The sequence below is a fragment of the Psychrobacter sp. 72-O-c genome (assembly GCF_904846605.1).
Lineage (GTDB): Bacteria > Pseudomonadota > Gammaproteobacteria > Pseudomonadales > Moraxellaceae > Psychrobacter.
Genome location: NZ_CAJHBI010000068.1, coordinates 1 through 985, shown reverse-complemented (window position 1 = coordinate 985; position 985 = coordinate 1). Strand labels below are relative to the sequence as shown.

Genomic DNA, 985 nt, shown 5'->3' with positions numbered 1-985 from the left:
TAACCTCAGTTCGGGATAAGCGAAGAAAAAGATAAAAAAAGAAGTCCTAATACGCTAAAGTAAGTTTACCAAGACAAACGACAGCAAAAAGGACTTCTTACATGGATAACCTAACCGAATTATACTGCGACATTGACGACTTTTATCAGCAATTCAAACCGGAGTTTGAAGCAAACCTCATCGCTAATGGACGGCGTCGGTTAAGACCATGCCAGATAAGTGTAGCAGAGATTATGACCGTCTTGATACTGTTTCATCAATTACGCTATCGACAGTTTAAAGCCTTTTACTACCATCATATGCTTGGCATGATGAAGGGAGCGTTTCCAAACCTGCCAAGCTATTCCCGTTTCATTGAACTGATCCCTCGCAGCATTATGCCTTTATGTGCCTACTTGCAAAGTATGATGGGCGACTGTACCGGTATCAGCTACATTGACTCAACCAAGATAGCGGTTTGCCATAATAAGCGTATCTATCGTCACAAGGTCTTTCATGGTATGGCACAAAGAGGCAAAAGCAGCATGGGTTGGTTCTACGGGTTTAAGCTTCACGCTATTATTAATCATAAGGGTGAACTATTAGCAGTCAAAGTGACCGCTGGTAATACTGATGATAGAGCGCCTGTCAAAGAGATGACCAAGCCCCTATTTGGCAAGCTGTTTGGTGATAGAGGCTATATCAGTAAAGCCTTAAATGACTGGTTATCGCAAAACAGCGATACAACCCTCATCACCAAGCTACGCAAGAATATGAAGGAGCAAGTGCTTGATCCTGTTGATAAGACTTTACTCAACCACCGCTCTTTGGTTGAGACGGTGTTTGATGAGTTGAAAAATCTGTGCCAAATTGAGCACTCTCGCCATCGCAGTGTGACTGGGTTTATCACCAATCTGTTGTCAGGACTGATAGCTTATTGTTGGTTTCCCTACAAACCAACCCTCAAAAATGTGGCTGGCTTTAAAGAAGTTGGGGAAATATGAAT

The 985-nt window shown here is 42.5% G+C and carries 1 protein-coding gene; it reads left to right on the top strand.

Going from position 1 to position 985, the window contains the following annotated elements:
- The first annotated feature begins 101 nt into the window (after positions 1-101).
- Positions 102-983 carry an IS982 family transposase gene (locus JMX97_RS13610; protein ID WP_201558956.1) on the top strand — a complete coding sequence of 294 codons (882 nt, stop codon included), beginning with the start codon at positions 102-104 and terminating at the stop codon, positions 981-983.
- Positions 984-985 lie beyond the last annotated feature (2 nt).

Excerpts from the sequence above, each read along its gene's own strand:
- JMX97_RS13610 (WP_201558956.1), top strand. The coding sequence starts at position 102 with ATGGATAACCTAACCGAATTATACTGCGACATTGACGACTTTTATCAG.